This window comes from Luminiphilus syltensis NOR5-1B, assembly GCF_000158175.1.
In the GTDB taxonomy this organism is placed as follows: Bacteria; Pseudomonadota; Gammaproteobacteria; order Pseudomonadales; family Halieaceae; genus Luminiphilus; species Luminiphilus syltensis.
This window is the reverse complement of sequence record NZ_DS999411.1, coordinates 2,980,688-3,004,829: the sequence shown is the minus strand read 5'-3', so window position 1 is coordinate 3,004,829 and position 24,142 is coordinate 2,980,688. Positions and strand designations below refer to the sequence as shown.

The 24,142-nt window shown below is 56.9% G+C and carries 22 protein-coding genes and 1 tRNA gene; 13 read left to right on the top strand and 10 right to left on the bottom strand.

The window, feature by feature from the left end; genetic code table 11:
* Positions 1–29 precede the first annotated feature (29 nt).
* From NOR51B_RS13660 to NOR51B_RS13640, 5 genes are all read left to right on the top strand, one after another.
* Positions 30–1,775 carry an amidohydrolase gene (locus NOR51B_RS13660; protein WP_195891506.1) on the top strand — a complete coding sequence of 582 codons (1,746 nt, stop codon included), beginning with the start codon at positions 30–32 and terminating at the stop codon, positions 1,773–1,775.
* A gap of 146 nt (positions 1,776–1,921) precedes the next feature.
* Complete coding sequence (locus tag NOR51B_RS13655) at positions 1,922–3,037, top strand: class II histone deacetylase (RefSeq protein ID WP_009020091.1); 1,116 nt, start codon at positions 1,922–1,924, stop codon at positions 3,035–3,037.
* Positions 3,038–3,422: 385 nt separating this feature from the next.
* Positions 3,423–3,839 carry a TetR/AcrR family transcriptional regulator gene (locus tag NOR51B_RS15075; RefSeq protein ID WP_009020446.1) on the top strand — a complete coding sequence of 139 codons (417 nt, stop codon included), beginning with the start codon at positions 3,423–3,425 and terminating at the stop codon, positions 3,837–3,839.
* A gap of 62 nt (positions 3,840–3,901) precedes the next feature.
* Positions 3,902–4,783 (top strand): HpcH/HpaI aldolase/citrate lyase family protein, encoded by an 882-nt coding sequence (locus NOR51B_RS13645; protein ID WP_040482153.1) that lies wholly within the window; start codon positions 3,902–3,904, stop codon positions 4,781–4,783.
* Between the two features lie 274 nt (positions 4,784–5,057).
* Positions 5,058–5,134: transfer RNA gene (locus tag NOR51B_RS13640), tRNA-Arg, on the top strand.
* A gap of 331 nt (positions 5,135–5,465) precedes the next feature.
* Here the strand turns inward: NOR51B_RS13640 and NOR51B_RS13635 are convergent.
* Positions 5,466–6,764, bottom strand: a complete 1,299-nt coding sequence (locus tag NOR51B_RS13635; RefSeq protein ID WP_009019337.1) for a VOC family protein — start codon at positions 6,762–6,764, stop codon at positions 5,466–5,468.
* Positions 6,765–7,250: 486 nt separating this feature from the next.
* Here NOR51B_RS13635 and NOR51B_RS13630 point away from each other — a divergent pair, with 486 nt between their 5' ends.
* Positions 7,251–7,652 carry a secondary thiamine-phosphate synthase enzyme YjbQ gene (locus NOR51B_RS13630; RefSeq protein WP_040482152.1) on the top strand — a complete coding sequence of 134 codons (402 nt, stop codon included), beginning with the start codon at positions 7,251–7,253 and terminating at the stop codon, positions 7,650–7,652.
* Between the two features lie 183 nt (positions 7,653–7,835).
* Here the strand turns inward: NOR51B_RS13630 and NOR51B_RS13625 are convergent, their stop codons facing one another.
* A complete protein-coding gene (locus NOR51B_RS13625) occupies positions 7,836–9,737 on the bottom strand; it encodes a flavin monoamine oxidase family protein (protein WP_009020723.1) in 1,902 nt (633 codons plus the stop codon).
* A gap of 594 nt (positions 9,738–10,331) precedes the next feature.
* Here NOR51B_RS13625 and NOR51B_RS13620 point away from each other — a divergent pair.
* A complete protein-coding gene (locus NOR51B_RS13620) occupies positions 10,332–10,790 on the top strand; it encodes a GNAT family N-acetyltransferase (RefSeq protein WP_009021468.1) in 459 nt (152 codons plus the stop codon).
* Between the two features lie 36 nt (positions 10,791–10,826).
* Here the strand turns inward: NOR51B_RS13620 and NOR51B_RS13615 are convergent, their stop codons facing one another.
* Complete coding sequence (locus tag NOR51B_RS13615) at positions 10,827–11,834, bottom strand: DUF4382 domain-containing protein (RefSeq protein WP_009019837.1); 1,008 nt, start codon at positions 11,832–11,834, stop codon at positions 10,827–10,829.
* A gap of 270 nt (positions 11,835–12,104) precedes the next feature.
* Between NOR51B_RS13615 and NOR51B_RS13610 the strand changes: the two genes are divergently transcribed.
* The 3 genes from NOR51B_RS13610 to NOR51B_RS15805 all read left to right on the top strand — a co-directional run bounded on the left by NOR51B_RS13610 (position 12,105) and on the right by NOR51B_RS15805 (position 14,772).
* On the top strand, positions 12,105–13,439 hold the full coding sequence (locus tag NOR51B_RS13610) for an aromatic ring-hydroxylating oxygenase subunit alpha (RefSeq protein ID WP_040482151.1): 1,335 nt from the start codon (positions 12,105–12,107) through the stop codon (positions 13,437–13,439).
* Between the two features lie 164 nt (positions 13,440–13,603).
* Positions 13,604–13,978 (top strand): alpha-hydroxy-acid oxidizing protein, encoded by a 375-nt coding sequence (locus tag NOR51B_RS15810; protein WP_009020958.1) that lies wholly within the window; start codon positions 13,604–13,606, stop codon positions 13,976–13,978.
* Entirely contained in the window at positions 13,921–14,772 is an 852-nt protein-coding gene (locus NOR51B_RS15805; protein ID WP_326544580.1) for an alpha-hydroxy acid oxidase, read from the top strand. The genes NOR51B_RS15810 and NOR51B_RS15805 overlap by 58 nt, the downstream gene beginning before the upstream one ends.
* 40 nt (positions 14,773–14,812) lie before the next feature.
* Here NOR51B_RS15805 and NOR51B_RS13600 read toward each other — a convergent pair whose 3' ends face one another.
* Entirely contained in the window at positions 14,813–15,307 is a 495-nt protein-coding gene (locus tag NOR51B_RS13600) for an Lrp/AsnC ligand binding domain-containing protein (protein ID WP_040482150.1), read from the bottom strand.
* A 194-nt stretch (positions 15,308–15,501) separates the two neighbouring features.
* On the opposite strand from NOR51B_RS13600, the gene ald reads away from it, so the two are divergent.
* Positions 15,502–16,617 carry an alanine dehydrogenase gene (gene ald / locus NOR51B_RS13595; protein ID WP_040482149.1) on the top strand — a complete coding sequence of 372 codons (1,116 nt, stop codon included), beginning with the start codon at positions 15,502–15,504 and terminating at the stop codon, positions 16,615–16,617.
* A gap of 77 nt (positions 16,618–16,694) precedes the next feature.
* On the top strand, positions 16,695–17,189 hold the full coding sequence (locus NOR51B_RS13590) for a hypothetical protein (RefSeq protein ID WP_009020804.1): 495 nt from the start codon (positions 16,695–16,697) through the stop codon (positions 17,187–17,189).
* On the opposite strand, the gene NOR51B_RS13585 is transcribed toward NOR51B_RS13590, so the two are convergent.
* Complete coding sequence (locus NOR51B_RS13585; RefSeq protein ID WP_009021276.1) at positions 17,182–17,631, bottom strand: BLUF domain-containing protein; 450 nt, start codon at positions 17,629–17,631, stop codon at positions 17,182–17,184. The two genes, NOR51B_RS13590 and NOR51B_RS13585, sit on opposite strands and share 8 nt — an antisense overlap.
* Before the next feature lie 164 nt (positions 17,632–17,795).
* On the opposite strand from NOR51B_RS13585, the gene acsF reads away from it, so the two are divergent.
* Positions 17,796–18,863, top strand: a complete 1,068-nt coding sequence (gene acsF / locus NOR51B_RS13580; RefSeq protein ID WP_009019082.1) for a magnesium-protoporphyrin IX monomethyl ester (oxidative) cyclase — start codon at positions 17,796–17,798, stop codon at positions 18,861–18,863.
* Between the two features lie 9 nt (positions 18,864–18,872).
* Here acsF and NOR51B_RS13575 read toward each other — a convergent pair whose 3' ends face one another.
* The 5 genes from NOR51B_RS13575 to ppsR are packed head-to-tail and all read right to left on the bottom strand — an operon-like array spanning position 18,873 to position 24,139.
* Entirely contained in the window at positions 18,873–19,145 is a 273-nt protein-coding gene (locus NOR51B_RS13575) for a hypothetical protein (RefSeq protein WP_009020819.1), read from the bottom strand.
* Between the two features lie 10 nt (positions 19,146–19,155).
* Positions 19,156–20,355, bottom strand: a complete 1,200-nt coding sequence (locus NOR51B_RS13570) for a geranylgeranyl diphosphate reductase (RefSeq protein WP_009019909.1) — start codon at positions 20,353–20,355, stop codon at positions 19,156–19,158.
* Positions 20,356–20,366: 11 nt separating this feature from the next.
* Positions 20,367–21,698 (bottom strand): BCD family MFS transporter, encoded by a 1,332-nt coding sequence (locus NOR51B_RS13565; RefSeq protein ID WP_009021131.1) that lies wholly within the window; start codon positions 21,696–21,698, stop codon positions 20,367–20,369.
* The gene (gene chlG / locus NOR51B_RS13560) at positions 21,699–22,655 is read right to left on the bottom strand and encodes a chlorophyll synthase ChlG (protein ID WP_230198475.1); all 957 of its coding nucleotides are present in this window, start codon (positions 22,653–22,655) and stop codon (positions 21,699–21,701) included.
* Between the two features lie 59 nt (positions 22,656–22,714).
* The gene (gene ppsR, locus NOR51B_RS13555) at positions 22,715–24,139 is read right to left on the bottom strand and encodes a transcriptional regulator PpsR (RefSeq protein WP_009019179.1); all 1,425 of its coding nucleotides are present in this window, start codon (positions 24,137–24,139) and stop codon (positions 22,715–22,717) included.
* Positions 24,140–24,142: the final 3 nt, after the last annotated feature.

The window sequence follows — 24,142 nt, the reverse complement described above, 5'->3', positions numbered from 1 at the left end:
GCCCCTGTTTTTTGCTCTGGAGAATGCACTTGAAGAAACGGTTAACGCTAGCGAAAGCGGGGGTAATGTTAGTGCCCCTGCTGTCGATTTCGGCTTGCGAGGGCGATAGTGTTGTGGCCAGCGGCCCCGATACTATTGTGATCAACGCCACCGTGTACCCCGATGCCAGCAGCGGCTCTGTGGCTGAAGGGTTTGCGATCACCGAATCGAAGATTTCGGCCATTGGCGATGTCGCCACTATCTCGGCTTTGGCGACTGAGGATACCGCGGTCGTCGATTTGGGCGGGGCGACAGTGTTCCCCGGTCTCCTGGATGCCCATTCGCATCCGGTCTGGGGCGGGCGCAAGCTGCTCTACGAGTGCAATTTTCCGTTCAGCGCCACCCCTGAAGAGCTGGCAAAAACCATAGGTGAATGCAGTGCCGATGATTCGGCACCTGAGTGGATTGTCGGCGGTCAGTGGGACAGCAATTTCTTTGTCGACAACGACATCTCATCGCCCCGCGAATTTCTCGATGCGGTTTCCCACGGCCACCCGGTAGTGCTGTCTGATGATTCCGGACACCACTCCTGGGCGAACACCAAAGCGCTGCAGCTGTCGGGCATTGCGGGCGCCGATGCCGAGGACCCAGAGGGCGGAGAAATTGTTCGGGACGCCGCGGGTGTGCCCAATGGAATTCTCCTCGAATACGCGTCGAAGCTCGTTGAGAGCAATATTCCGCCGTACTCCCATGAGCAGACGGTCGCCGCGATCGCCGCTGTCTCCGAAATCGCCAATCGTTTTGGTCTTACCGCGTTCGCTGAAGCGCGCACGGACGTACCCGAACTGGACGCCTATGCCGATGCGGATCAGAAGGGCTTATTAACGGTTCGCGCTTTGCTCTATCAACAGAGTTTTAGTCTTGAAGTTCCTGCAGGTTCTGAGTTGCCTGTATCCGACTACATCGCCCGTGCGGAGGAGTATCAATCTCCCAACATCGATGCTCGGGCGATCAAGTTTTTCCTCGACGGCGTGCCCACGGCATCGCGAACGGCCATGATGATTGAGGCCTACACGACGGACGCGAATCATTCTAACGGCGGTCACGGCACCCAAATGATCCCGACAGACTCACTGTTCGATTCTGTGAGTGCCTTCGACGCCGCTGATTTTCGTATCAAGATTCACACCGCTGGTGATGGGTCCGTGCGCCTTGCCCTCGATGCTATAGAGGGCGCCCGCAAAGCGAATGGTCCTGGCCACGCGGTAACGCTGGCCCATGCGGGCTATGTGAGTGACGCCGATATTCCGCGATTCAAATCGCTGGGTGCTGCCGCAGACTTTTCTCCCTACCTCTGGTATCCGCGACCCATTATAAATTCGGTGATTCAGGCGGTGGGAGAGCCTAGAGGCTCCAAATATTGGCCAACAAAAGATCTGCTGGCTGCTGGGGCAACCCTTGTTGCAGGGTCCGATTGGCCCTCGGCTGCTATCGATATCAATCCCTGGCCTGCGATCGAATCATTGGTAACGAGAAAGCACTACAACAACGCCAGTGACGAAACGTTTTGGGCGGAGCAGGCGATTAGCCTCGACGACGCGCTGACCTTATGGACCAGCGAGGCCGCGGAAGTAATGGGGCTCTCAGCGGTCGCCGGATCACTAGCGGTCGGAAAATCAGCTGACTTCATCGTATTGCCCATTGATCCGCATCGTAGCGATATCGAGGCGGTTTCGGATATTGTTCCCGAGCAGACCTGGTTCCGCGGTGAACGGGTAACCTCAGCTCAAGACTGATGCACCGCGCGGGAATGCTTTAGACAGCAATGCACGCCATGGCAAATCCGCCCGCGGATGGCTTTGCGGGCGTTTTTTTCATGCAGACTGAAATGATTACGGCGTTAGTTACCGCTATGGGCGCCGCTCGACAATGGAGGTAGCCCATGGCGGCAACACGAAAAACTGGCTTTGTCTGTCACGAACTGTACATGTGGCACAACACGGGTAACTACGCCGGACCACTGCCTTATGGCAATCCGATCCAGCCTGACACTCACGCAGAGAATCCCGAGACCAAGCGCCGATTCAGAAACTTGATGGAAGTTTCGGGTATGGACCAGCACATGACGGCGCTGCGGCCGCGCATGGCGCGGGATGAGGAGATTCTGCGGTTTCACACGCCAGAGCATCTTGAGCGCGTCAAAACGGTCAGCGCCAGTGGTGGTGGCGACGCCGGCATACTCACTCCGATGGGGGCGGGCAGCTTTGAAATCGCAATGCTATCGGCGGGCGGTTGTCTGGTCGCTCTCGAGGCGGTGCTTAGCGGTGATGTGGATAACGCCTACGCTCTGGTTAGGCCGCCCGGTCACCATGCAGTAGCCGATGCTGGAATGGGATTTTGCCTGTTTGGTAATGCCGCTATTGCCGGATTCTCAGCCCTTGAAGATCATGGTTTGCAGCGTATTGCCTTCGTCGACTGGGATGTCCATCACGGCAACGGTACACAAAGTGCGTTCTACGATGACCCTCGCGCCCTGACTATTTCTATCCATCAGGACAACTGCTTTCCTCCTGATTCGGGGCATGTCCACGAGCGGGGAGAGTCTGCCGGGGAGGGCTACAATGTCAACATTCCCTTGCCGCCCGGGTCCGGTGTGGGTGCGTACGAAGCTGCCTTCGAACAGGTGGTGATCCCCGCCCTCGATGCCTACCAACCCGAAGTGATTATTGTCCCCTCAGGCTTTGACGCCGGCGCCTACGATCCTCTTGGACGCATGCAGATGACCAGCGACAGCTATCGAAATCTGACCAGTCTGTTACTGGCGGCGGCGGACCGGCATTGTGGTGGACGTCTGTTAATGACCCACGAGGGTGGCTATAACAGCTGGACGGTGCCGTTTTTTGGGCTTGCGGTGATGGAGACTCTCTCGGGTATCAGGACAAGCACAGAAGATCCGTTTTTGCCGTTGCACGCGGGCCTCGGGGGTCAGTCTCTGCAACCCCATCAGCAGGTGGCGATCGATGCGGCGAAAACCAGTTTGGATGTGCTGATTCCCTAACAGGCGTTCCGCCGAGGGGCGCGCATCCTGGCCCTCGTACCTCGGTCCTTGCACCCAGAGACCCCATTGTTGCGTGAAGCATCGGAGTCCGGCAAACCTCCTGGACTGTTTTTTTATCTACGATGGTCCGACGTTGTTTGGGCCCCGTACGTATACCAGTAAGCCCCCGAATCATTGGGGTTTATTGGTGGGCAATCTTCGTCTTCTCCATGCCCTGTGAAAACAAACAAACAAGGTAGATTGTATTTTTGGAATTTAGGTGGTAGCTTATTGGCATCCCGACGAGGGGAAAGTTTTACCACTGCTTATCTGCCGGAGGAAAACAATGCACGAGAAGATCTCTAATAGCGTACAGCCACTATCGGTTACACAGCGTCCACCTCGAATGAAAAAGAAACCCACCCAGTCGCGATCGCGCATGACCGTGATGTCGGTACAGCAAGCCTGTCAAATGGTTTTCGAACGCTGCAAATCCGGTAGGGTTGCGGTGAAAACGATCTCCGAAGAGGCCGGCGTGGCCATGGGTTCGATCTATCAGTATTTCACCTGTCTCGAGAGCATTATCGGCTCTATCTATGAGGAGCGAATTGAACAAGCCCTCCAGGGTGGAACGCTCTCCGTTACCGACACCCCCAAAATGGCGGCGTTGCATGAGGATCTCGCGCGGCTAGACGAGACCTTCGGACGCAACTATTTCCGCGATTTCTACTCCCGTCAGCTGTCCCCTATGGGTATTCGCGATCTCCGCGCGCTCACCCAGCGCAGCGGTCAGTCGACCTGGGTTCAGCAACTCGCGAGCTAACGCTGTTGGTTTAATCGTGCCACCACACAGTGCAAACCTGCGCTTGCGGTGGCGCTGACACCATGACGACTTCATCTGCTTTTAAGCCCCGACGATCCTGTCTTTATATGCCGGGGTCGAATGTGCGTGCGCTCGATAAGGCGGCATCACTACCCGCGGATGTACTGATTTTTGACCTCGAGGACGCGGTTGCACCTGATGAAAAGGCGGACGCGAGGGCCAGAGTCTCCAGCGCCATCGCCACTACGGATTACGGTACCCGTGAAATCGTTGTTCGTATCAATGCCCTCTCCAGTGAGTGGGGTGCTGACGACCTCCAGGCTATTATGGCTGATTCCCCCTCGGCGGTTCTTGTTCCGAAAGTATCCACCCCCGAAGAGGTTCACGCGGTTCAATCGGCGCTCAATAGCGCGGGCTCGAGTGATACGACGATATGGATAATGATCGAAACCCCGTTGGCGGTGCTAAACCTGCAATCTATTGCTCGGGCGGCTGGTGACACCCAGCTTGACGCGCTTGTAGTCGGTACCAACGACCTCGCCAAAGATCTGCGTGCACAACCCGACGCTGAGCGCGCGGTTTTTCTACCGGCGCTGTCGCAGGTGGTTATGGCGGCGCGAGCTTATGGATTGTCGGCTATTGATGGTGTGTTCAATGACATCAAGCAGCCAGAGGGTTTGGCCGTAGAATGCCATCAGGGCCGTGCATTGGGTTTCGATGGCAAGACACTGATTCATCCCAGCCAGCTCGACGTTGCCAATCGAGTGTTTTCTCCAAGCGCTGTGGACATCGACGACGCGCAGGCCATCGTCGATGCTTTTAATGCCCCGACGAATCAGGGCAAGGGTGTGATTACGGTAAACGGCCGCATGACCGAGCGCCTGCATCTCGAGCAGGCGCGCTATACCCTCGCCATTGCAGAGGCCATTGCCGACCGTTCCTAGTCTTGCTCTCGCTATTCATCAATCGGACGGGTGATCTTGCCGCGTTACGATCGATCGGCGGCATTTAATCGCGTGTCGATCCACGTGTTGCGCCCAGGCAGTTGGAACTAGTCGCTAAACTCGAGAAGGCTAGGCCCTGCACAGCCATGACACTCGAGTGCCCCAGGTCTTTGATTCAAACCCCATTTCACCGGCGACATCCGGTACATCGACGTGAGGGATGAGTCGGACGGACTTGAATAGCGTGCCTTACCTCCCTATAATCCCGCACCTCGCGCCCGTAGCTCAGCTGGATAGAGTACCTGACTACGAATCAGGGGGTCGCACGTTCGAATCGTGCCGGGCGCGCCATCCAAATAAAAAAACCCACCAGGCGGTGGGTTTTTTTATTTGGGGGTTTGTTCAGCCGAGTCAGCGTGCCCGTTCGACAAACTGCGACGACTAGGAGCAGTTTGGACGGCGGAGCGCAGCGACGCCGCCCGAAGGGCGAAAACAGTCCTTAGGCTATTTGAGTCCATCGTGTCGGTCCCTGAAAGCTGCGATGAACCATAAAAAAGCCCCACACTAAGGCGGGGCTTCGTTCTTTGTGCAGTGTGATGTCGGTCAATGAGTCGTCAGCACATGATAAGGCTGATACTACTCACTGCCCCATTATTACATCGCGTTCTCGGTGACGCCCGGCTTATTCTTCCTCGTCTTTGAGAAGTCCCTTCTGTGGCCCGGCGATCTGAACCTTAATGCCATCCGGGTCATAGAAGAAAACGATGGCGATTTCGGGCATACCGCCGATGGGGCCCAATTGCTCAAAGCCAAGATCCTGCATGATCTTGATGGCCCGGGTGAGGTCTTCAACATAAAAATTGATGCGATCAATACCCAGGTGATTGACCGGAGCCGGGTAGGGTGGGCTGCCATCGTAGGGCGTTGTCCACTGGCGCAATTGCAGGGTGGCACGGTTGGTGTCCCCCGGGAGGCTGAGGTCTACCCCCTCAAAGGCAATCGGCTCATCAAACCCGTGGGCAGCGGCGAATTCACCGCCTCCCGCTTGAGATGCGGGCGCCGATTCCGTGAAGCCTAGCAGTTTATAGAACGCTACTGATCGCTCGAGGTCCGACACGTTCATGTTGGTGTTGACCAGCTCCACCAGGTTGGGCCCAGGAGTCGGTTCCGGCCCTTCGTCAGTGTGAATGAATTTGATGAAGATACCATCCTCGTCCCTAAAGAACACAAACCGTTCTCCGTTGGGCGCTTCGGTGGGTGCTGATAAAAAATCCAGCCCCTGGGACTTCAGGTATTCGTAATCGCCATCAAGGTCGGTGGTCGAATAGGTGGCGTAGGCCATACCGAGGTGGTTTAGCTTTTCATAGGGAGGTTCCTCACGAAACGAATCGCCACGAAACTGCACCGTGTCGACAAAGGGCACCTCTGGAGGGTTCTTCAGGCTGTGCAGCGACACGTGGATCAGGTAGTCATCGAGGAAGCCCAGCGAACGGGCGAATGTCGTACTCGTCTCCGGCCCGGCGGGATAAATCTCACCGATAAACCCAAGGGTTTTATAGAGCTCCCGCTGACGTTCGATATCGGTGGTGTTGAGTCCAAAGTAGCCCTGCTGCACGATGCCAATATCGTCGGCCACCGTGTGCTGGGTAATGCGCACGCCCAGCGAACCTTCAGGTTTTCCAGGCACTTTAATCTCGATGGAGTTGTCTTTCGCCAGCGTTAGCGGCACAACCCTTTCGCCCTCGCCGGTGAAACTCTCGGGACCGGCAACCTCGATACCGTTGACACTGATCTTTGCGTAGTCGATGCCATTGTCCTGAAGAATCAGTTTGGCAGGGCCATCGATGGCTTTGAAATGGGCGACCCGTGTCTGGGGTTCTCCGCGGACCAACTCGTAGGTCTCGGGTCCGAAACGGGTTAGGTTGGCTTCATTGGCCACGGCGGTGCCTGCCAGTGACACAACCCCTGAAAATAACGCCATGACAGCTATCCCTAGTTTTTTAATGTGTGGGTATGTACGTTTATTTCTCTTATTCATTGTCGATATCCCGGGCGCTTTTGGCCAGTTGGTGAAAGACAAGGGCGACGGTTATACCTCAAGCTGCTGCGCGTCATCTATGCTTAAGAAGTAGCGCGTTACCCTGCGTGTTGCAGAAAATCGGGGTATAACATAACACGCCTCGGCTATTGTGGCCCTCATCGCGAGTGGTCCCATATGGCGTTGCGAGCAGGAAATGCCGACAACGCGGCGTGCCATGATTCCAAGGCCAGCCCCGTACTTTAGACGGAAAGCGCTTACGCGTCGCGCCGAGCATGGTGCGTTCGGAATAGGGCTTTCAATAGTGGATGCCGTGATTCGACCCGTCGACTGGATCGTGCCGGTCACGCCCTCGGATGGGCATTGGCCGCGTGCTTTTTATTCCGATACATTCCCTACTCATCATCTGAAATGAAGGTCCGCTAGCTAGTGATAGAGCTCTTACGTATTGATGTGGACAGACAGGGACTTCACCCGTTTACCCCCGCTGTCCACTCCGTCGTGAAACGCTGCGAACAGCAGGAAGGGCTGTGTACCCTGTTTATCCGCCATACCTCAGCCAGTTTGTTGATTCAGGAAAACTACGATGACAGTGCCCGGGTTGATCTGGAGAACTGGATGAATCGTCTGGTACCAGAGAACGACCCGCTATACACCCATACCCTTGAAGGTGCCGATGATATGCCCGCCCATATCAAGTCGGCGCTTACCGCCACACAACTGAGTATTCCCTTTCGGGACGGAGCGCTTATGCTGGGTACCTGGCAGGGAATTTACCTCTGGGAGCACCGGCATTATTGCGGGCAGCGTGAGGTGGTGGTGCATTTATGAACGGTGGCGATGTGGTGGCAAGAGGTGGCGATGCCCGCGTTTTACTGCTGGCCGCTCATTAAATATCGGAATAGCCGGAACTGGCGCACGTCCCGGTTCATTGGCTGAAGAGACGGTGCCGAAATCACACTGGTGGAAGCGCTACTAGCCCCTGTATGGCCGCTTTCATCAGGCCTGCTTGCCTTAACTCAGTGCTTCTACCGCGCGATGAGCCTGGCCGATTGCCGCATCGAGGTAGGCAGAGCCTCGCGCATCGGAATTGGCAATGGCAATGCTGCCGAAAGTCTGGCGTCCGCGCACATGAGGATAGCGTGGATCGTTCCAGTCGTCGTAGTAAGGCTCCTCAAGAAAGTCGTAGTCATAGCTATAACCATGGGCCCAGCGGTTAACGGTGATCGCGCTAATGTCCTTCTCGGGGTCGAAGCCACCATCCCCCAGCATTCCCGAGAGTTGCTGTACTACGTTGCGCTCTATCGTTTCATAGGGTGTGGACAGCAACTGGTGACGGCCCCAGCGAAGTTTTCCGCGTTTGTCCAAGTCGCGGTTGATAGGATGGGGGAAGCGCTCCATATGCACCATTATGGGTTGGTCCGGGTTGTCACTAAACTGGTAGCTGCCCAAACTCACTGGAAAATCCAGTATCGCGGTGTTGTGATAGCTGCCCGGGCACCTGGCCCCACCAATGCCCAATTCTGCCCAGGCTCGCCAATTGGTCAACGCAACACTGGTATATAAAATCGGCGACTTCACTTGCAGGGAAAGCGCCTCGCGTTGCTTCTCGGGTAACTCGGGGCACAACGCCGGAATAATGGTGTTGTAACACGCCAATATTGTGGCGCGGGCTTTGACATTGAAGGCCTGCCCATATTTTACGTAGGTCACGCTGACGCCGTTACCTTTTTCTGACTTGCCCCTATGCGCGACATTAACCACGGTACTACTGAGCCGCAGCTGCACTTTGGCATCGGCTTTGTCCAGAGCGCTATAGTCGAACGGCTGGGTCAATAATGCTTCCAGCGTGGGCGCAGACGATACCTCGGGTATAAGCCGTTGCACCAAAGCACGGGCTATACTGGCATTGCCATCGGGAAAGTGGTGGATGTAAGGGTCGCCATCATACTCAGGTAGCCCGCAGGCGTTGGCGCCGGGTAAGCCCGAGTACATTATTGCATCGCCGGCACTGGTGGACTCAATGCCCACCCCGGACTCTGTGATGAGACCCTGCAGGGCAGCGATGACCTCAGGTTCCGTCACGCCGAGGTGTTTGGCAACGAAATCGAGATAAGTCATCGAGTACAGGTAGTCTATTTTTTTGTCTGCGGGTATATCGGCTAACTGATCGGTATCGGTAGTCAGCAGGTGGCGCATTTGTGCTTTGGCGGCGTCGGACATCGGCATGCGCCCGACCGCGGCTTCAATGCTGATCGGTGAATCTGCCAGCGGTAAGTAGTAGGACAAGTTAGCCACATCGACGGGTATCAGGCGATTTTCTCCCCAGGCTTCCTGATTGAAAAATGTGCCACCGGTCAATCCGTGTCGTTTGTAAAAGTTTTGGTCGTAGGCCGTGTCGAAGGCATTGAGGTTGACGCCAAGCTCCTCGAGCAGGGCTTGGGTGACCCTGGGGTAGCTGGAAGGGTTTTCCATTGTCTGGCTACCGCCGTAACCAATAATTTTTTGCTTCCCCACGTCGAATTCATTGCGTTTGGCATGACCGCCAAAATCGTCGTGATTATCCAATAACAGTACGCGGGCATTTGGATTTTTTTGCTGGAAGAAATAGGCGGCCGCCAGGCCGCTAATGCCTGCGCCGACTACAACGAGGTCGTATTCAATGGTATCGAGCGACTGGACCGGGCTCCAGTCCGTTTGTCCATGGCGAGCCAGTGAGTGCGCAACTTCGAACGAGCCGACATGGTTGCCGCGCAAACCCGTCCGCAACGGGGGATAGCCTGATGCACCGCTGGTTTCCATGGCAAGCACCGCATCTGCCAGCGCCTTGCCCGGCACCAGTGCGGTTGCTCCAAGTGCGCCCAGACCATGGAGAATGTCTCTGCGCGTTATTCCGGACAATGATTTCTTACCCATTGGCGTCGCAACCTCGTTGCGGTGCTGCTTTTATGAAGGAATGCATCACTTAACAGGTATTAACCGTGGTTTTCAATCGATCCCTATAGGGATGCACTCTGGGTTGGGGTCAGATTCCAGTGAGATCCCAGGATGCTGCTTTGTACCGCGATAACTTTGGCATTTTCGGGCGATGGCGATCGCTGTCCGCGGCCACTAGAAAAGCCAATTTTCGTGTTACCTAAACTCCGTCAAATTGCTGCAGAATCTCAGTATTGCTCAGGGCATCTCGATTGCCATGAGGTGTGCCAGCGATCATTTTGCGCAGCGCCATTTCGGCTATTTTTCCCGAACGGGTGTGCGGTATGTCAGTCAGTGACGCCCGCCGTGGTGGTAAAGATTGTGAGTCACATGAGGCATTCTTGCGCTGGTCGACTGTTTTAAACAATAAAAGACGCGTAGCCATCTGCGCTGTTGGGATATTCGCCTCTCAATCTTTATCCGACGGGCTCGCAGCAAGCACCAGGACTTCCGTGGGAGTAAACTGTGCTGCTGGAACGGAGTGAGAAGGCCGGGCCATAAATGCAAAATGTATCTATGAGAATTTGTTAAGCGATGACAATAACCGTTCGCAAGGGTGAGGCCCGGGATATCCCGGATGTGTTTCGATGGGTCAATGACCTGGCGCTGTATGAAAAAGCCCCAGAGGAGGTGGTCAATACTGAGGCCCAGCTATTGAGTCATTGGCAGGAGGGCTGGTTCGAATTTTTGGTTGCTGAGTCGGATTCGCAGGGCGTGGGACTGGCGTTGTTTTACACGCGGTACTCCACGTGGAAGGGCTGTTGCTACTACCTGGAAGATCTCTACGTCGAGCCCGAGTTTAGGGGGAAAGGAATCGGGCTTGCGCTCTTGACGCAAACCGCTTTGGAGGCCCGGCAAGCCGGTGCCATACGGTTGGACTGGCAGGTGCTTGACTGGAACCGGCCAGCCATCGATTTCTATGACGGTCTCGGTGCCGCGATCGAGCAGGACTGGTGGAACTGCAAACTGGACCTTGACGCCTTTGGTCGATGAGCTACCGGAGCACTCTTAAAGATAGTTGGCGCGGACCTATAGAAAATTGGCGACCGCTTCCTCGCCGTCGACCACGGAAACGGGATTGTCCACACTGGGCACGATGAGAATTCCATCAGTGGCATTGTCTACATCGTCCTCAGATGCCTGACAGGTAAACCCGACCCGGTAGTCTCCCGGTGGAAGAAAACCCAGCGTATAAGACCAGTCACCCTCATTATTCAGTGCGATTGAGGCACTTGTCAGTGGCGCATTGTCAGAGCCCTCTTCTCCGAGGGGCGTATCGTCTGTTGAAGTATAGGCGTAAACCGCGTAACCACCGCCTGTGTTGATGTCGCCGGTGCATTCCGGTGCGCTTAGCCGCTCTGGCGCGACCACACCCGCGATACCCCCACTTTCAGAGAGATCCACCAATCGCAGCGAGGGCCGGAGTCGGTAGTCTGGAAATCCCTGCGGATCATTCACGGACTTGCGTAAGTCAAAGTCGATAACAAAGCGACTCGATCCCCCGGCTAAAATATCGAAGGATGAATTGAGCTTGAGCCCGGATTCGCCCCCGCTGGGAATAAACAGCGATTCAATACCGCCATCGTTCAGTTCAATCGCTGAATCGACTACGCCGCGCTCACCGTCCACTTTCAGTCTCAGGCCACTGTAGGTACCCGCATCAAGCTCGACATCCTGAAGTAGGGTGCTGCTCTCTGTGCCCTGAAGTGCCAGAAGGTCGATGCAGCGAACCGTGTCTTCTCCCTCCGGAGTAGCCGAGGGCGGGGTACCGTCGAGTAGTTGCTGGCAAGTTTGGGTATCACCGGTGATCGCAAGCTCAATCGGATCGCCTTCGCTCGGTTGTAGCGAAACCCCCGTAAACTGAACCAGCACGCGGGATGCGCTATCGACAGGTGCATCGGTGACATCCAGGCTAAGGCTGCCAGTGGTGGGCGGGGCGGGCGCTGGAGCGGTTCCTCCACCACCCCCGCCGCACCCGGTCATGAGCGCTCCAATGGCGGCTGTCAGGGGAATAAGTGTGGTGCGATGACGTCGCATAAGAACTCCGTGGTGGCCACATAGACACAGGGGGCGTGGCGTTAATTTGCAGTAACCGGGTAGATTATCATCGAGGGGTGTTCGCGATACCCCAGAATTTCAATGATCTACCGCTGTCGGGTGCCAAAGAGGGCGCAATGACTAGTCTATACGATAGATCCCTCGAAGGCTCCCGGCCTTGGGCAAAAAAGTCAGCCTGGGTTGTTTTTTTATTGAAGGCTCTTTACATTAAACTTATAGAGATACGACACAACATAAAAAGAGGCAGGTATGACTTCGCATAACCCAATTATCCTCGAGCAGGCCTTAAGCCGACCGCCTAAAGCAAACGAAGCCACCCTGCGTGGCGACTCAGTGAGCGCCGACCGCTACACCAGCGCGGACTATCTTGCGCGCGAGTTCAAAAATGTCTGGCATCGGGTATGGAATATTGGTGGAGTCGCCTATCAGATGCCGGAGCCTGGTGATTACCTGACGGCTGAGATTGGTATCGACTCGGTCATTATGGTGCGCCAGGAGACTGGAGAGGTGAGGGCGTTTTTTAATTCCTGTCCGCACCGGGGCACTCGAATCACCGAGGCCCTCGATGGGCACGCCCAGCGTTTTACCTGCCCGTATCATGGCTGGGAGTTTGATCGCGCCGGTGTGGTCACAGCAGTACCGGACGAGGAAGACTTTGCGGAGAGCCCCTGTGGCAAGGCGCGACTAAAGGAAATGCGTTGCGAGGAACGGTTTGGGCTTATCTGGTTTAACTTCGATGACACCGCAGTGAGCCTCGAAGAGTTCCTTGGTGAGCAGATTACCTGCGAGCTCGATTCCCATCGAATGCAGGACATGACCCGGGTGCTCGATATCACCGCCGAAGCCACCTGCAACTGGAAGATCATTACCGATAATTTCAATGAGGCCTACCACGTCAAGGTGCTTCATCCCGAGCTTATTCCTTACATAGCCGCTGACTACCAGGATTGCCAGTTTGATCTTTTCCCCAATGGCCACAACCGCGGATGGTTCCCGTCCTTCATGCCGTCGAAGCAGTACGGCAGTGACACTATCGGCGAGCCCCTGAAGAGTATGGCAGCGGCTTGGGGGATTAACAGTGATGACTATGTGGGTCGGGATTCCTGGAAGCAGCTGCGCGTCGATATCCAGAGCGCAAAGCGTGCCAAGGGAGATGAGCGAGGCTACAAGCACTACAGCTATCTCGCAGATTACCAGCTCACGGATTATGTGATTTACAACCTGTTCCCCAATAATGTGATTACGGTCGGCCCGGATGGTGTCCAACTGCTGCGACCGCGGCCACATCCCTCTGATCCGACCCAGTGTCTTTTCGACCACTGGTGGCTGGTGAATCCGATCGAGGGGCAATCGATGACACCGTCACCCGCAGGCGGTCCTGATCTTCCGGTAGAGGATGCCATGCATGAGCACATCCGCTACGGAGAAAAGAGTCTCGGTACCACCGCTGACCAGGATCTCAGCATTGCGGCTATGCAGCAACAAGGCCTGGCGTCTGCGGGCTATCAGGGGTACTGGATGCCGAATCAGGAGCGCAGGGTGCAGGCGTTCCATGAGCGCCTGAACGACCTCATGACGGGTTAGCCCTCCGGTTGTGTGCTTGGTCGGGTAAGGCGCGGTTTAATTGTCCCGCATCGATGTAAACGAGGCGACGAGGGGGTACCATCGGCGGTGAATTGAATAAGCGGGGGGGCGGCGGTGCCTGTTGATTCCCTCGTTTATTGGTCTGCGCTGAACAGGGGATCCCCATGAAGTCACTCAAGCAATGCCACAGTATTGCGGATCTGCGCTTGCGCGCGAAAGGGCGCCTGCCGAAGCCCATATTCGATTACCTGGATGGAGGGTCGGATGATGAAATCTCGTTACGCCGCAACAGCAGCGCGTTCGACGACTACGAGTTACTGCCACGTTATCTGAATGACGTGCAGCAGATTGATCTGGGCACCCGAGTGCTTGGGCTCGATATACAACTCCCTTTTTTCCTGTCTCCTACCGGCACCAGTCGACTGTTTCATCATCACAAGGAACTGGGGGTTGCCCGCGCGGCCGCAGAGGCGGGGACGCTATACAATTTTGTCGAGTATGTCCTCGACGAGTATCGAGGAAGTGGGCGCATGCACTGACGCGCGAAGATGTTCCAGGTCTATATTTTAAAGACCGAGGACTGACCACGGAGTTTGTTCAGCGCTGTAAGGCAGCAGGCTACAAAGCGTTATGCCTCACCGTCGATACCATGGTCGCCGGCCACCGTGAACGTGATCTTCACAATGGGATGACTATCCCTCCTCGTATCACGCTACAGAGCTCTCTCAGCTTTGCCACGAAGCTACCCTGGTCATTCCGCTTCTTGATGCAGCCCGATTTCAAACTCGCGAATGTCGAGCACAAGTCACTCGATGTAGTAGATCTTGGTGCGATGGGTGTTATCCAATACATCAATTCACAGTTTGATCGGACGGTGACCTGGGATGACGCAGCGTGGTTGGCCGATCAATGGGATGGACCTTTTGTCATTAAGGGTATGTCGACACCGGAGGATGCGCGACGCGCAGTCGAGATCGGTGCCAGTGCGGTGATGCTTTCCAATCACGGCGGGCGTCAGCTCGAGACGGCGCCAGCGCCGGTAGACTGTTTGGCGCCGATCAGGGATGCGGTGGGTGATCAGCTGGAGTTGATTGTGGACGGCGGGATTCGTCGTGGCACGCATGTGATCAAAGCGCTCGCGCTGGGTGCCAATGCCTGCTCGATTGGCCGCCCTTATCTTTACGGACTCGGGGCGGGCGGAGAGGCGGGTGTGGCCCATGCCCTGTCATTACTGCGCGAAGAAGTCGAACGTGGGATGGCGTTACTCGGCTGCCGTTCGGTGGCAGAGCTCGGTCCCGAGCATGTGCAGCGACGGGCCGACAGACGTGACTGATCCTGAGACGGTTGTATTAGCGCGACGGTAGCGGACCACCTTATCGCCGCGGACGGTCGGCGCCCAACACGGCATCAAGCGCCTGCGTGTCGACGAGGGTCTCCATGACGGGGTAACTCTTCGATTCGAGCACATTGGGCAATTGCAGCAGTGCCCCGCCCAGAAGCTCGCGGTACTCGCTCATGTCGCCAACACGGGCCTTGATCAGGTAGTCGAATTCGCCAGATACCAGATGGCATTCCTCAATTTGCGGAATGGTCGCGATGGTGTCGGTAAATCGCCGAAAGGCATCACCGGCAGTGCGCTGCAAGGTGACCTGCACGAAAACAATCAAGCCGGCACCGAGCTGTTGTGGGTCGAGATCCGCATGGTAGCCCCGGATGACGCCTCCCTCCTCCATACGGCGTATGCGTTCTTTGCACGGTGTTGTTGTGAGCCCGACGCGACGGCCGATTTCAGCGAAGCTCATACGACCGTGGCGTTTAAGAAGTCTGAGTATGTGGCGATCTATACGATCACCCTGTTGATAGGGCATGGCTACTCCTCGATACGAGTTGTCGACGACAATAGTCGAAACGGCCTCTATGCGAATTGAAATAGTCGATTCATCTGAATTTCCAGCGTAATTCGATAAAAAGCGCTACAGGAAAGGGGCTAAATTAGTTGTATCAATTGTACGGTAAACAACGGTTAATAGCAGCGGCTCGAGAAGCGGCGTCGGAGGACATTATGATTGTCGGAATCCCCAAGGAAATAAAAAACCACGAGTACCGCGTCGGCTTGACTCCGGCGGGTGTCCGCGAACTCAGCCACTTCGGACATCGAGTGCTGGTCGAGACCATGGCCGGTGCCGGCATCGGGTTTAGCGATGAGGACTACGCGGCGGCCGGTGCCGAGATTTCAGCGACTGCCGCAGCGATTTTTGCCGAAGCCGAAATGATCATCAAGGTCAAAGAGCCGCAGCCCGAGGAGTGTAAGCAACTGCGTCCGGGGCAATTGCTGTTCACCTATCTGCATTTGGCGCCAGATCCGCTCCAGACTGAACTGCTGGTGGCGTCGGGGGCTACCTGTATAGCCTACGAGACAGTGACCCAGAATGGCGGTGGATTGCCGCTGCTCGCACCGATGTCCGAGGTGGCCGGGCGCATGTCGGCGCAGGCGGGAGCCTATCATCTGGAGAAAGCCCAGGGTGGAAACGGTACGCTGCTCGGCGGTGTTCCCGGCGTTGCGTCGGGCGAAGTATTGGTCATCGGCGGTGGCGTTGTCGGTGCCAATGCCGCACGCATGGCGGTGGGTATGGGTGCACGTGTAACGATACTCGATCGCAGCGTGCCCCGCCTGAAGCAGCTCGATGATATTTTCGATGGGCGGGTGGCGACGATCTACTCGACCCAGGACGCGATCGAGAGCTACGCGCTGAGCGCTGATCTGGTGATCGGCGCGGTGTTAATCCCTGGCGCGTCAGCACCGAAGCTGATTTCTCGGGATTTGGTATCGCGGATGAAGCCCGGTGCTGTGATGGTCGACGTGGCGATTGACCAGGGGGGCTGTTTTGAAACCTCGAAGGCAACGACCCACCAGGAGCCCACCTACGTGGTCGATGACGTAGTGCACTACTGCGTGGCCAATATGCCCGGGGGTGTGGCGCGGACCTCTACCATGGCGCTTAACAACGCGACCTTGCCCTATGCCATTCGCCTGGCGGGTAAAGGCCTTGATGCGTTGAAAGACGACGTCCACCTGCGCAACGGCCTGAATGTGCATGAGGGCAAGGTGACCTACGAAGCGGTGGCTGAGGCCCTCGGTTACGCCTACGTCCCGGCGCTCGAGGCGCTGGGCGGTTAAACCCCGCTGCTCGGGGATGATCTCCCCGGCTTTGCACTGCGTACATTCGGCGACTATCGAAGCGTCGACGGGGTCCCATGCAGCGCAAGGTCATGAAGTTTCTGCACACAATGGGGGCAATTGGCATGTTGGGTGCCATGGCCTCTTTGATTGTTGTTAATGCCTTATTGCCCGACCCCGAGCAGGGCCTCGAGACTTACCGTGCGCTCCGGGATGTCATGGACGGCATCGCGCGGTGGGTGTTGTTTCCCTCGCTCGGGGTAACCCTGGTCAGCGGATTGCTCTCGATGGCCATCACGACCGCCTTCCACAACGCCGGCTGGGCGTGGCTGAAGCTCGTCTCCGGTGTGGTGATGTTTGAAGGGACGCTTCTCGCGGTTCAGGGCCCCATCGAGCGGGAAGCCGAACTGGCTGCGCAGGCGGTGAGCGGCGAATTAGCGGTCAGTGCGCTTGCAACCACCGTTGCAGCGGAGCAGGCCTCTTTGTGGGTGCTGGGGTTTGTGGCGTCTGCCAACGTGGTGCTGGGTGTATTCAGGCCGATCTGGCGGAAACGAAAAGTGGCGGTCAGCTGAGTTCGCGAAAGAGCAGGGCGAGCCGTTTGCTCTGACTCAGGTTCTCCAGGAACGATTGGGGTTGTTCAGGGTTGTGCAGAAAGCTCGAAAACCCCTCTACTTTACTCATGTCGACGCCATCGAGCTGCAGAAAGCCCATTTGCCAATCGCCGAATTCCCGCTCAGATATGGTTTCCTTAAACAGGATCCTCACGTTGTGATGCCGTGTGTCGGCTTCTATCTCATGCATCGTCGTTTCCACGGCATCGGGCGGCCCCTCCAATACCTGAAAAAACGAGTCGTCCCGGTGTAGCAATAGCCCGGTCAGGCCCCGTGCATTGTTGCGCTCCCTGATACGGGTAAGCAGCCTTAGAAGGCCCAGCGAGTCGATAGGGGCGCTCTCGGTACTCACATAACCGACCTGTAACAGCGTGTCGCATGGGCTGTTGGCTTGCTCCGACACGCTACCTCCTGCAGTGGTTGGCGACGGCTAGAACCGCGGCCAAGGTGAGAGGCCCGAAAGAACGGGACATCTGTCACACTAAGCTTGAAAATGCGCAAAATGTCAACTAAACTACACACGAAAATAGTCAATTCGACTGAACACATGGATCTCTGGGGGAGAGCATGACACAAACCGACGCGGAAATTATTGAGCACAACGAATCCACGCAGCAGGCATTGGAAAGCCGTATGCTGGCGCCGCGATTCTATAAAACCGACTATAAAGCGCTGGACAAGCTCGATATCGAGCCCGTCCGGGCGCAATGGGACGCCATGATGGCGGACTTTGCTGAGGACAAGAATCGCGCCCACTTCAAGAAAACCTACGACTTCGATCCGGCCTCGCTCGATTCCGACCCAGAGCTCAAAGAAGAGTTTCTCGATTTGTTGGTGAGCTCGATCACGGCAGAATATTCGGGCTGTGTGTTGTATCAGGAGATACAGAAGCACACCGAGAATCCCGATATGGAGCGCCTGATGCGCTACATGGCCCGTGATGAGTCACGCCATGCCGGGTTTATCAACAAGGCTCTCAATCAAATGAGCGTCGCCGTTGACCTGAGTGAGCTCAAGAAAAAGAAGGAATACACCTTCTTTAAGCCCAAGTATATTTTATACGCGACCTATCTTTCCGAGAAAATTGGTTACGCGCGCTACATCACTATTTTCCGACATCTTGAGCGCAACCCTGAAAATCGATTCCACCCCATATTTAGCTGGTTTTACGAGTGGTGCAATGATGAATTTGCGCACGGAGAAGCGTTTGCGCTACTGATGCGTGCGAATCCGTATCTGCTTCGCGGCCACAACAAATTGTGGATCCGGTTCTTCCTGCTGGCGGTCTATTCAACCATGTACGTTCGGGATCACACGCGGCCAAAACTGTACGAAGCGTTCGGTATGGATGTCACTGAGTTTGATTACCGGGTTTTTGATATCTGCACCGCGATTACCCGCCAGGTCTTTCCATTGACCCTCAATACCGATGATCCCCGTTTCCGCCGCGGGCTCGATCGCATGCTCGATCTCAGTCTTCGTACTGAAGCGCTGCGTCAGCAGAAGGGTGTGTTGCCGAGGCTCAAGCAATGGGGGCTGATGGCGGCCACAGGAGTTACTTTCGCCAAGCTTTACTTTCTGCCTGTTGAGTCCAACGAGTTGCCTGCCGAAGCGCGCATGGCCCCAGCCTGGTAGGTTAGCGGACTATTCTTCGCGGTAGCGTTTTACCAGATCGATCAGGTGAAACGCTAGCGAGGCGGCGAGTGTCGCTGCAATCCATTCCCAGCGACTGTCGGTAACCGCCAGTCGCACCGCAAGCATCAGCGCAGCACCGGATAGCAGATTCGGGAGTAGAACACCGAGGCGTGGTGTGCCCGGATATTGCCGGGCAATCCAGCCGAGCAGCACTATCTCCAGCCCGATTCCGATCAGTATGAGATCAAAAAGGCGCCCGGAAAGCAGTAGATCCTGGATCACTGAGCGCGGTTTAGGCTCGCGCGATTCCCAGCAATTGCGCCATATCCTTCATAAAGACCCGAAAATGCGCCATCGGTTCTGAGCGCACCAGTTTTTTCTGGGTGTAGCTCTGCCAGGTCAGGCGCTGCACGTCGGGATCGTCACACATGTGAACAAACTTTTCCCGTCGTTTGTCGCTGCCGTACCAGAAGGCCTGCAGTAAGCCGAGAACCCAGAACACTCGCCCGTGTTCTTTCATAAAGCGTTTGCGGGCCTGGCGCAGTGCAGCGGGATCGCCGTGAGCGAGAAACTGCAACACGGCATCTGCGGCAAGACGGCCGCCGAGCATGGCATAGAAGATGCCCTCGCCCGAGGCGGGCGCAACCACACCGGCGGCATCCCCCGCGAGGAGAACGGCCCTGCCATCATCCCATTTTTTCAAGGGTTTGAGCGGAATCGGTGCGCCTTCCCGCCGCACAGTCTCGGCGTTCGTCAGACCCACGTCAGCACGCAGTTGGCGAACCGACTGGGTGGCGGAGAAGGATTTCACGGCGCTGCCCATTCCGATACTGGCATGATCGCCGTGGGGAAACACCCACGCGTAGAAATCGGGGGACAAACGTCCCTGGTACCAGACGTCGCATCGCGTAGGTTTGTAGTCAGCGGATGAATCTGCCGCAGGAGCCTTTACGATTTCATGGTAGGCGAACACGCTTTTTATCTTGTCAGCGCCGGGCACGCATTGTTTGCCCACCTTGGATTTGGCCCCGTCGGCACCGATGACGGCGCGGGTGAGAACAGAGACCTCTTTTTGTTCGGGAGACTTGTCCCGATAGGTTAGCAGTACCTCACCTGAATCAAGGTACTTAAGTTGGGAGAAGTTGCCGGTCCTGACCTCTGCGCCGTTCGATGCGGCGCGGGCTCTCAACCAGGGATCGAAATCCTTGCGATCAACCATGCCCACATAGCTGTCGGCAATCGGCATATCGACCCGTTTGTTCTTGGGTGAAATCATTCGCGCGGACTTGATACGCGCGACCAATTGGCTCTGTGGAATATCGAAAGCGTCGATCGCCGCAGGGGGTATGGCGCCACCGCAGGGCTTGATGCGAAAGCCCCGTTCCACGATCAGCACACGTTTACCCTGGCAGGCGAGGTCATTGGCGGCAGTGGCTCCGGCGGGGCCGCCACCGATGACAACAACATCAAACTGTTCGGTACTGTTATTCATAATCAACTGTCCTACATGACTTCTGTCATGGCTACTTTGCCAAATGAAACAGACGGTTCCCTGGCTGAATTCGGGGTGGTCGTGATACTCATGCCCAGTTTTGCGGCGGCGAGGAACAACACGCCCTCGGCGGTGAAGACCAGTCCGTAAGCCAGCGCGGGTTCGGTGATGAACTGGCGACTGACGTCGACCGCGACTGTGCCGAGAAAGCCGCCCAGCGCAAAGGCAATCGCCTGGGAGGCGCCCCAGAGACCCATGCGCAAGCCTTCTTTACGACCTTCGCCGTGCCCTGCGAGAATCATCATTGACGCAATAGCGGCGACCGCGAATGCACCGTTGGCAACGCCTAGCGCAAAAACATTCAGCGAGAGGGGCCAGGTCTCGGGCTGACTGCCGCCGACGGCAAGACTGGTGAGCGCTATCGCTGAGGCGATACAGCCACCAACGGTCCAAAACTGAATGGCCTTACCCCGGGAGCGTTTGAGCACAGTGCCACTGAGGGCAACGGCCAGCATTCCGAGCATAACGCCCCCGTGCTGTATACCCGATAACTGGGTGGATTCGCCGGGGGTCATGCCGAAAACGGTGCCGGCGAAAGGCTCCAGAATCAAATCCTGTGCGCTGTAGGCAAACATCGACAGGAAGACAAAGACGGTAAAGCTTCGGGCGGTGGGCTCCTGCCAGACCTGGCGCAATGCCTGAAGAAAGCGGGCCTTGGTTTTGCTCTCTGCTACATTGATGCTCTCTATTTCCCGAGGCTTTTCCAGTCGGAATACTGCGGCCAGGGTTACCAGCACCGCAATAACAGCGACAGTGGCCGAAACTATTACCAGACGTTCAGGCGAGAAGGGATCGAGGTAGTGACCGGCGACTCCCGCCGTCACCGCGAAGCCCGCGATCATCATGAACCAGACAATAGTCGCCGCTGCTGGCTTACGCTCGATCGGTACGTCTTTGGCCAGGAGCACCAGTAAAGAGGTACCACTGGCGCTCGCACCCAGACCGATAAGAATGAACGACAGGGCGGCGAACACCGTACCTAATGTCACGTCCGTCGCCATCAGGGTGGTTGACCACGCGGCGCCAACGCCGCCGGTGGCGAGGGTCACCATGCCGGCAATAATCCAGGGTGTACTGCGCCCGCCGATATCCGCGCCATGGCCAAATCCGGGTCGGGACAGCTGGACGGCGTGATGAATCGCCACAAGAAAGCCGGGGAGCATGGCGGGCAGTGCGAGCTCGACCACCATGACCCGATTGAGTGTCGAGGTGGTGAGCACGATAATCGCACCCAGTGCGGTTTGCACCAGCCCCAGTCGGACAATGCCTATCCATCCCAGCATTTAGATGGCCACTCCGCTGTCAAAGGGCGCCGCGAGGGCGCAAACCAGCATGCCCAGCACGTATAGGGTGACGCCGGTACCGTTGTACCAGGGCGCATACTGGCGCGGATCCTTGAGCATTCTGGCCATGGCGATGAACTGTCCCACGACCAGAGCCCCGACGATCGCGGCGTAAGTGGTGCGATCAAAATAAACCAACAGGGCGATGGCGCCGAGTTGGGGGAGGGTCATGACGACACAGCTCAGTCGCGCCGCGCGCTCGGGTCCGAGTTGTGCGGGCAGCGATTGAATGCCCAGCTTCAGATCACCTTCGAGGGCTTTAAAATCATTGAGCGTCATAATGCCGTGGGCGCCGATGCTGTAGAGGGCAGCCAACAGGAGAATCGGACCTGCGGGCAGTGTTCCGCCGAGCATGACCGCCGCACCGGTGACCCACGCCAGGCCCTCGTAGCTAATACCGACGGCGGCGTTGCCGAGCCAGCCGTTTTGCTTAAAACGCAGCGGCGGTGCGCTGTAGGCCCAGGCCATAAAGAGGCCCACCAGGGTTGCCAGGAACACCCAGGTGCCCAATAGGCCACTCCAGACGAGAGCCAGCAGGCACCAGATGATGGCGAAGTGGCGAGCGCTGTTTCCGGGCGCCCTCCCCGAGGGGATGGGACGATTGGGCTCATTGATGGCATCGACTTCCCGGTCAAACCAGTCATTGATGATTTGACTTGCACCGCAGACCAAAGGCCCTGCCAGTATCAACCCGGCGAGAACCAGCCACAGGTTTTCAGAGAGTGACACCGTGGAAGAGACCGCGCCGCACAGAAAGGCCCACATGGGTGGGAACCACGTAACGGGCTTGAGCAGCTGCAGTAGCGCCAGGGGCTCCAGGCGCGCAGTACTATCAGCATTTATGGGTGTGGCACGTTGCATCCCCGTAGTGTGGGGTGACACTGCATCAAGTGTCAATATATAAAAACAACAATAGCGTCTAAATAAATAGACAGATGCGGGGTATGGAGCCGGGCCTAGCTTTCTTCGCTGGTTTCCTTGGTGCCCACGCCATAGCGGTGCAGTTTCGCGTACAGACTCTGGCGACTGAGTCCCAGTATTTCGGCGGCGGAGGCGCGATTATCGCCGGTAAGCTTGAGTGCAGCGTCGATGCACAGGGCCTCGATAATGCCGGTTGACTCTTTGGTCAATTGTTTCAGTGGCACCTGGCCCACCCGGCGGGTGATCTGTTCGATCGACCGGGGCAGGGGGCTGCTGGAAGGGTGTTCTGCGCCAACGCGACGGCTGACGTCGCGAACCAGCAACAGGTAGTCGGGCTCTGGCCCCTTGACCATCGTGCTGGCACTGATCTCCACATCGGTCATGGCGCCAAAGGTGCCCCGTAATACCGAGCTGTACAAGCGCACTGAGTCCTGGCTGCGCAAGTTGTTAAGCAGCACATTGAGATCAACCGAGGTTCGCCCCAGCCATTGAGAGGCATGCCGGCCGGTGATTTCGGCGCTGGTGGTCGCCTCGACCAGACGCGTGAAGGCCTGGTTGGCGGCCTTGATGTTGCCTTCGTTGTCGAGCAGCAGTGCGCCATCGGGCGCCCGATCGAGCCAGGCGGGGAGTGCATTCAGATCGTCGTTAGCCGCCGCGCCTTCCTGGGGCGTGATTCTGACGTGAAAACGCAGGTCATTGCCTTCGCTCACCGCCTTTGCCTCAAGGCCTAGTCGTTCTCCGCCCGATGCCAGCATTATTTCCAGGGGCTCGTGGCGTCCGGTCTGCCGGACATCGTTGAACAGTCGCTCCAGCGCCACCTGGCTTTCGGGTGCCAGCCCGCGGGGGAATGGCCTACCGACCAGGGAGTTGGCGGCGCCTCCAGCGAGAAGTCTATTCGCGGCCGCATTCGCCTCGACCACTCGACCACTGCCGGCGTCAATAATAAGCAGTGCTTCCTCGGTCATTTCAAGCAGTTGCCGATAGCGGGTCTCAACCTGCCGAAGCGTCCAGTAATCCTGTTCCAGTGCCTGTTGGGAGTTCAGTAGCTGCTGCCGCAGGTTGGCCTGCGGCCTTAAATCATCGGCAAAACCGATGGTGCGCGACCCGTGCCCTAAGAGCACATATTTCGCCGGCATTTCGATGCCGGAATCGCTGATGTGGATTACGTCGAGATCTACGGGTATGCCGGGTTGATTGTGCGCCGTTTGCAGCGCCTGCTTCGCCTGCTGACGGTTCTCGGGGGCGATCGTGCTGATCCACTCCCGGTTATTCCAGTTGCCTGGGCTTAAATCGGAGGCTTCATTATTGGTGACCGCGGAGTCAAAAATGCGCCCCTCGCCATCGATCACAAGGCGGAAATCAAAAGCCCTTCCGAGAAGCAGTGTCAACTCGTCGAAGCTGAGGTCAGTAAGCACGCTCGGGTCTCCCTCATCACGGATGGCATTGGTGGTGATTCCCATAGC

What these genes read in the sequence shown, in the direction of transcription:
- acsF (WP_009019082.1), top strand. Translation starts at nt 17,796, where the DNA reads ATGACACAAACCGACGCGGAAATTATTGAGCACAACGAATCCACGCAG.
- NOR51B_RS15075 (WP_009020446.1), top strand. Translation starts at nt 3,423, where the DNA reads ATGAAAAAGAAACCCACCCAGTCGCGATCGCGCATGACCGTGATGTCG.
- NOR51B_RS13615 (WP_009019837.1), bottom strand. Translation starts at nt 11,834, where the DNA reads ATGCGACGTCATCGCACCACACTTATTCCCCTGACAGCCGCCATTGGA.
- NOR51B_RS13635 (WP_009019337.1), bottom strand. Translation starts at nt 6,764, where the DNA reads ATGGCGTTATTTTCAGGGGTTGTGTCACTGGCAGGCACCGCCGTGGCC.
- NOR51B_RS13565 (WP_009021131.1), bottom strand. Translation starts at nt 21,698, where the DNA reads ATGCTGGGATGGATAGGCATTGTCCGACTGGGGCTGGTGCAAACCGCA.
- ppsR (WP_009019179.1), bottom strand. Translation starts at nt 24,139, where the DNA reads ATGGGAATCACCACCAATGCCATCCGTGATGAGGGAGACCCGAGCGTG.
- NOR51B_RS15810 (WP_009020958.1), top strand. Translation starts at nt 13,604, where the DNA reads ATGAAGTCACTCAAGCAATGCCACAGTATTGCGGATCTGCGCTTGCGC.
- NOR51B_RS13655 (WP_009020091.1), top strand. Translation starts at nt 1,922, where the DNA reads ATGGCGGCAACACGAAAAACTGGCTTTGTCTGTCACGAACTGTACATG.
- NOR51B_RS13570 (WP_009019909.1), bottom strand. Translation starts at nt 20,355, where the DNA reads ATGAATAACAGTACCGAACAGTTTGATGTTGTTGTCATCGGTGGCGGC.
- NOR51B_RS13610 (WP_040482151.1), top strand. Translation starts at nt 12,105, where the DNA reads ATGACTTCGCATAACCCAATTATCCTCGAGCAGGCCTTAAGCCGACCG.
- NOR51B_RS13600 (WP_040482150.1), bottom strand. Translation starts at nt 15,307, where the DNA reads ATGCCCTATCAACAGGGTGATCGTATAGATCGCCACATACTCAGACTT.
- NOR51B_RS13625 (WP_009020723.1), bottom strand. Translation starts at nt 9,737, where the DNA reads ATGGGTAAGAAATCATTGTCCGGAATAACGCGCAGAGACATTCTCCAT.
- ald (WP_040482149.1), top strand. Translation starts at nt 15,502, where the DNA reads ATGATTGTCGGAATCCCCAAGGAAATAAAAAACCACGAGTACCGCGTC.
- NOR51B_RS13645 (WP_040482153.1), top strand. Translation starts at nt 3,902, where the DNA reads ATGACGACTTCATCTGCTTTTAAGCCCCGACGATCCTGTCTTTATATG.
- NOR51B_RS13590 (WP_009020804.1), top strand. Translation starts at nt 16,695, where the DNA reads ATGCAGCGCAAGGTCATGAAGTTTCTGCACACAATGGGGGCAATTGGC.
- NOR51B_RS13620 (WP_009021468.1), top strand. Translation starts at nt 10,332, where the DNA reads ATGACAATAACCGTTCGCAAGGGTGAGGCCCGGGATATCCCGGATGTG.